Here is a 6000-nt window from a genome sequence, read left to right as displayed (position 1 = left end):
CCACCATCGGCAAAAATAGCGGAAGTGAATTCTTCTTTTAAGGACATACTATATTCTGCACTGGAGTCGAAACAGATAGCAACATTGGCTTTATTGGCCGTATTAATCAGATAACGAGACAGTTGATCAGCTTGAAAACGAATACTCGGAACCGTGCGAAAAATATAGTCCCCTAATGTGGATATTTTCTTAGCATCACTGGTGGGTGAAATCATCACTAACCCGCCATTTTCATACACAGGACCAGCAGCTAAGGTGGCATCACTGGAATTATGTCCAACCACTGCTAAAATACTTTGATCTTGGACTAATTGTTGAGCCACATTTTCCGCAATTTCGGGATTATTATTATCATTAACAATGGCAACTTGTAGTAATTGTCCGTTAATTCCACCTGCTTCATTTACTTTTTCTTGGACTTGTGCCACCCCTCTTAACATCTCTTTGGCAATGTTTAAATTACCACCAATGGGAACCACTGCAGCAATTTTTAAAGGGTTACTTGTTGCTGCTTTAGCATTGTTTAAATAGATGAGGGTTTCGGGATCATTAGCTTGTAGTTGTAAGGAGGTTTTAAATTGGGCGATCGCTTCTGAATAATTGCCGTTTTCAAAGGCAGCAATTCCTGCTTTTTTTTGTGGGGTACTCTCAGAAGTAATTAACAACTCACCCCCTGTACTTATACTCGATTGATTATTAATAATTTGCCCTGGGTTACCACCATTATTACTGGTTATATTACTGTTTTGTCTTTGGGTAAAATACCAATACCCTCCGCCTAAAATGGCAGCGGTGATAATTAAGGATAGAATCAAAATAGGAGTTTCGTTTTTTTGAGTCATAGAATATTAAAGAAGTCAGTATCATAAGTCAGTAGGGGCTTAATAATATTAAGCCCGTACCTAAGAATTTATGTCTTTTATTTAGTATAATATAAAATATGAATTGTTGCTTTAATTAACTAGATTTACCCTTGGAAAATAACCTTAATTTAACATCAAATGCTACTCTTGCAACCCTCTCTATAAAATTAGACCAACTCCGAGATAGTTTGCGCCCTGGACAACAACAATTAGGGAGTTGGGACGGGGGAAAAATGGCTATTTCTGCGGTGCCAGGTGCTGGTAAATCCCATAGTCTTGCTGTCGCTGCAGCTATGCTCATCGCTCGTTATCAACTTCACCCGAGAAACCAGTTAATTATTGTTACTTATACTCGCTCGGCTGCTGCTGGAATTAAAGCCAAAATTAAAGAACGTCTCAAAGAATTAAAGATACCTCAAACGGGGTTTATGGTGCAAACATTACACGGTTTAGCCCTCAATATTGCTACTCGTAACCCTGAGTTATCCCAACTTAATTTAGACACATCAACGGTGATTATTCCTACCCCTAGTCATCGGGTAATTCGTAGTTCGGTTGAAAAGTGGATTAGTCGCAATCCTCGCCGTTATCAACTATTATTAGAAGGGTCCGAATTTGATGGAGAAGAAACGGAAAGATTACGCCGTCAATCCGTATTAAGAACAGAAGTTTTACCGAAGCTTGCCCATACCATTATACGAGAGGCCAAAAGTTCAGGATTAACTCCAGAAAAAGTCTGGGAATTAAGTCATTATTCTCAGGAACATTATGACATTTTAGCTGTCGGTGCAGGGTTATATGAACAGTATCAAACCGTCATGCGATCGCTGGAGTTTATTGATTACGATGACATGATTTTAGGGGCATTAAATGTCTTAGAAAACGTAAAAATTAGACAAGTTTGGCAACAACAAATCTTTGCCGTATTTGAAGACGAGGCACAAGATTCTAGTCCCTTACAAGAGCAACTCATTTCTGCTTTAGCCACCAATGAAACCGACTGTAATTTAATTCGTGTCGGTGATCCCAATCAAGCGATTAATTCTACGTTTACCCCGGCTGATCCGGTTTATTTTAATTGGTTTTGTGAGACGTGCAAAGCAGATAATAAACTAGCAGAAATGACCCAAGCCGGACGCAGTAGTAAGATAATTATAGAAGCAGCTAACTTTGTTTTACAATGGGTTAATCAGCAATGGAAATATGAAGCTCAAAAACAACAAGAAAAACAATTAATTGCTGATCATAAAGAAGACAAAAAAGAAGTCATTCCCTTTCGCTTACAAACCATTGAAACCGTTAGCAAAAATGATCCCCAACCTGATGCTAACCCCGAACCCATTGGGGAAGGATTAGAACTGTATCGTCCTGACGATATTTATCATACTGTTGACTTAATTCGTCAAAGAATTATTGAATTATTAAGCAAAAATCCTGACCATAATGCAGCTATTTTAGTCAGAGAAAATCGTCAAGGTCGTTTTTTAGCAGAACACCTCAAAGACTTACCTAAAAAACATAAAATTAGGGTCTATGAAGTGGGAGAGTCCGAACGATTTTCCCAGATTCCTTATGAAATTTTAACCCTATTACAATTTATAGACCGACCCCATTCTCCCGACTATTTAAAAAATGCCTTAGAAATATTAGAAAAACGCAATTTAATTCCGTCCCAAGACCTTAATGCGTTAGCTACCTATCCCGAAAATTTTCTTTATCCCAGTCCTCTTATTTCTGAACAAAAAAAACCAGTCTTAGAAGCGCGACGTTATTGTTGTAATCTGCTACAAGCAAAACTAGAATTACCTGATTATCAACTCATTCCCTTCTTAGGAATGACCTTAAAATATACCGGCGCAGAACTCGCAACCGTACAAAAACTATCAGATAGAATTAGTCAAGAATTAATCAGTAAATATTCCCTAAAAAATGTTTTAAACGTTCTCAGAGAAATCATTAATTCAGAACAGTTTGAACCCATAGAAGAAGACAGCGAAGAACGTTATACTAGAGCCAAACAAGTGACCATTATTACCATGCACAAATCAAAAGGATTAGACTGGGATTATGTGTTTCTTCCTTTCCTTCATGAAGACGTTTTACCCGGTAGTCCTTGGGTTCCCACTTCGGCACAATTTTTAGGTAACTTTACTTTAGCAGAAGTGTCTCGCGCCCAGATTCGTGCTGCTGTTCACCATAACTATATTAACCCAAATGATCCGTTGATTATTCCTAACCCAGAAATTGCCTGGGAAGAAGCACAACAGCTTAAAAAAGCAGAAGAATATCGCTTATTATATGTTGCCATGACGCGGCCAAAACGTCTTTTATGGATGTCTGCGGCTAAACAAGGGCCCTTTCGTTGGAGTATTTTTAAACCCGATGGAAACAGTAACTTACAAGCAAAAACCCCTTGTCCTATTTTGCCTATTTTAATGAATCAATTTCCTAATTCTGTGATGGAATATTTATTTTAATTGAGGGAACAGGGAATAGTAAATTAGATTGCGTGTAGTGTAGTGCAAGCATCTTGCTTGCTATTTTTGTAGGAAGTGAGCAAGATGCTCACATTCCTGTATCTAAGTTATTGGAAACGACTATCTATCAAAATAATTAATAACTGATGACTGGTCACTGATAACTGTTCACTGTTCACTGTTCACTGTTATTCTAAAGTCATCTGAGATCCCCATAAATCTTGGGCCATAAACGCCCGATCTTTGGGTAAAGGTGCAACCGGATCAGTTAAGGTAAACTCTCCTTTTTCTATCCAACTTTTCAACTCCTCTGCGACTTTCCGAGACAAAGCAATACTCGCTAAAGGTGCAACCCGAACACTTTGCCCTTCTATGGTCATGCGACCCGTTTTTAATTGAGCATAACTCACTAAACCAAACGTCGGACGAACCCGACGGGGGATAGAAAAATCAATCACTGGCGCCACTACATCCTTATCCCCAACCGCACAATGTTCGATCACCTTGCGATCCAAGACTGGAAAGGGAATACCTACCCCCAACATTAAAGAAGGTCCATAATGATTCAAATAACAGCCTCTCACCCATTGAGGGGACATGGTTTTAGCATCCCCTATTAATGCTAAGGTAGCTGCTGGTCCGATAGGGGTCCGGTTCGATAAGCGTTTCTGCAACGGGAAATGTTGGGTCCCTTCCCAAGCAACATAACCCACACCACCCCCCAAGAAAATGCGACTACCAATACCAATTAATTCTAAGTCAGGATCATTGAATAAAGGAGCGATCGCCCCTGGGTTAGAATAGACAGCATTCCCTAACGTCGGTTGTAGGGGACCAAGATAAGTATATAAAAAGCGATCGCTACTATTGACCCCGACAATAAAGTTTTGATAGAGGTTACGGGGGTTATATAAATAAAATTGATTGATGGTTTTGCGGGTGATATTGGTTTCAAAGGAGGCCCGAGGATAACAGTCAGTCACTTGACCAATGGCTTTGAGACTGACGGGTTTTCCTGCGATCAAATCTTCGATGACATGGCCCCCACCCCGTTCTACATTAACATTTCCGGGACGGTTATCGTTGTCATTCATCTCACCGATCGCTTTATAATCCACCATAGCAGTGGCCCCGATATAGAGATCCACGGCCCCAAACCCGGCGTAAGCAGGAACCCCATCTAACCAGCATTGACGAATTTTGATCGGGGGGTCCGTATGACCTAAATTAAAAATAGCCCCGGATGACTCCATGGGTTCAAAGGTTCCGGTACAGATCACGTCAACGGTTTTAAATGCTTGGTCAACTCCTATTTCTAGAACCCGTTTTTTTAGTTCTTCTACGGTCCAAACGACGGCTTTTTTATCTAGAATTTTTTCGTTAATTTCTGCTAGGGTTCGCATGGTTATTATATTAAATCCAGTTATTATAGACTACTAATGAAGATAGGCAAGAGGCAAGAGGCAAGAGGCAACAGATATATTAGGTTAATCTATTTTTCAAAGCGGTTTGGTATTAATAATGTTGAGTTTAATGTTCAGTTTCTTGTGTGGGTTCCTTTTCAGAGGATTTATGTTGCCATCGATCTAAAATATCTTTGACTAATACTTCATGTAACCATACTTGACTCACTAAGGCTAGGGGTAAGGCTAAAAAGAACCCTAACACCCCAAATAAACCGCCAAAAAACACTTGAGATAGTAGGGTGAATGCAGGTAATAATGATTTTCTATTTTCTGTGACTAATGGGGCTAGTAATTTATATTCTGTCATTCTAATGATAATGTAAAAAATCACATAGAGAATGAAGACGGCAACGGATTTCCAGGGACTTTCTAATAGGGCGATGGCAATGGGGGGAATGAAGCTTAAAACCGGGCCAATATTGGGGATAAAGGTTAAAATTCCTGTTAACATTGATTGGGCTAAAGTTAAGGGCATTTTTAACAAAGATAGGCCGATAAAACTGAGCAGGGAGATCATCACCATTTGAAATAAAATGATGGTTAATCCTCCTTGTAATGAGCGATCGCATTCGGTTAAGACATGATCGATTTTTTGTCGATAAAATGAGGGAAATAACCGAATAAATCCTCGACGGTAAGCCCCCGGATTGGCTAATAACATTAAGGTTAAAGCTAATAAGAGTAATAAGGTTAAAGGAATGCCTAATGTTGTATAAAATACCGATAATCCTTGTCCGGCTATTCTTTGTAAAATAGGTTGTAATTGTTCGATGATCTTTTGACTATTGGGTAACGCATCAATTAACTCTGGATCAAGACGAGAAATAAAGTCTCTAATAGTTATAATTAACTGCTCAATTCCTTGGGGAACTAACTTAAATAATTGTGGAAGTTGTTGAGCAAATGGGGGAACAATCAACCAAAAAAATCCAGTTATTATTGCCACTAATAAGAGGATAGATAATAAAACAGCATAGCCTCGTTTTATTCTAAACTTTTGAAAAAATTGCACCCCATGATTGAGAAAATTGGCAATAATAACCGCAGTAAATAATAACAATAATAATTGTTTAATCTGCCAGAGAATATAAACACAAACCGCTATAACAATAAAACCCACCCATTGAGAAAAGTTCATCCCCATTTTAGCCCCCTCTTAAGAATTAGAAAGGTTATCCCATAATTTTTTAGTTA

The 6000-nt window shown here is 38.8% G+C and carries 4 protein-coding genes; 1 reads left to right on the top strand and 3 read right to left on the bottom strand.

The genetic code is table 11. The features are described 5' to 3' along the window. A partial coding sequence (locus C4E06_RS08695) for an ABC transporter substrate-binding protein (RefSeq protein WP_157951130.1) occupies nucleotides 1–842 on the bottom strand: 842 nt, incomplete at its 3' end. A 131-nt stretch (nucleotides 843–973) separates the two neighbouring features. On the opposite strand from C4E06_RS08695, the gene C4E06_RS08690 reads away from it, so the two are divergent. Next, the gene (locus tag C4E06_RS08690; protein ID WP_107667712.1) at nucleotides 974–3340 is read left to right on the top strand and encodes an ATP-dependent helicase; all 2367 of its coding nucleotides are present in this window, start codon (nucleotides 974–976) and stop codon (nucleotides 3338–3340) included. A gap of 188 nt (nucleotides 3341–3528) precedes the next feature. Here C4E06_RS08690 and C4E06_RS08685 read toward each other — a convergent pair whose 3' ends face one another. Both C4E06_RS08685 and C4E06_RS08680 read right to left on the bottom strand, forming a co-directional pair. Further along, nucleotides 3529–4743: a homocysteine biosynthesis protein gene (locus tag C4E06_RS08685; protein ID WP_107667711.1), complete on the bottom strand. Its 1215-nt coding sequence runs from the start codon at nucleotides 4741–4743 to the stop codon at nucleotides 3529–3531. 127 nt (nucleotides 4744–4870) lie between these two features. Beyond that, nucleotides 4871–5944, bottom strand: a complete 1074-nt coding sequence (locus C4E06_RS08680; protein WP_107667716.1) for an AI-2E family transporter — start codon at nucleotides 5942–5944, stop codon at nucleotides 4871–4873. Between the last annotated feature and the right edge of the window lie 56 nt (nucleotides 5945–6000).

Source organism: Cyanothece sp. BG0011 (genome assembly GCF_003013815.1).
Taxonomy (GTDB): Bacteria; Cyanobacteriota; Cyanobacteriia; order Cyanobacteriales; family Microcystaceae; genus Crocosphaera.
This window is presented reverse-complemented; position numbering and strand designations above follow the sequence as displayed.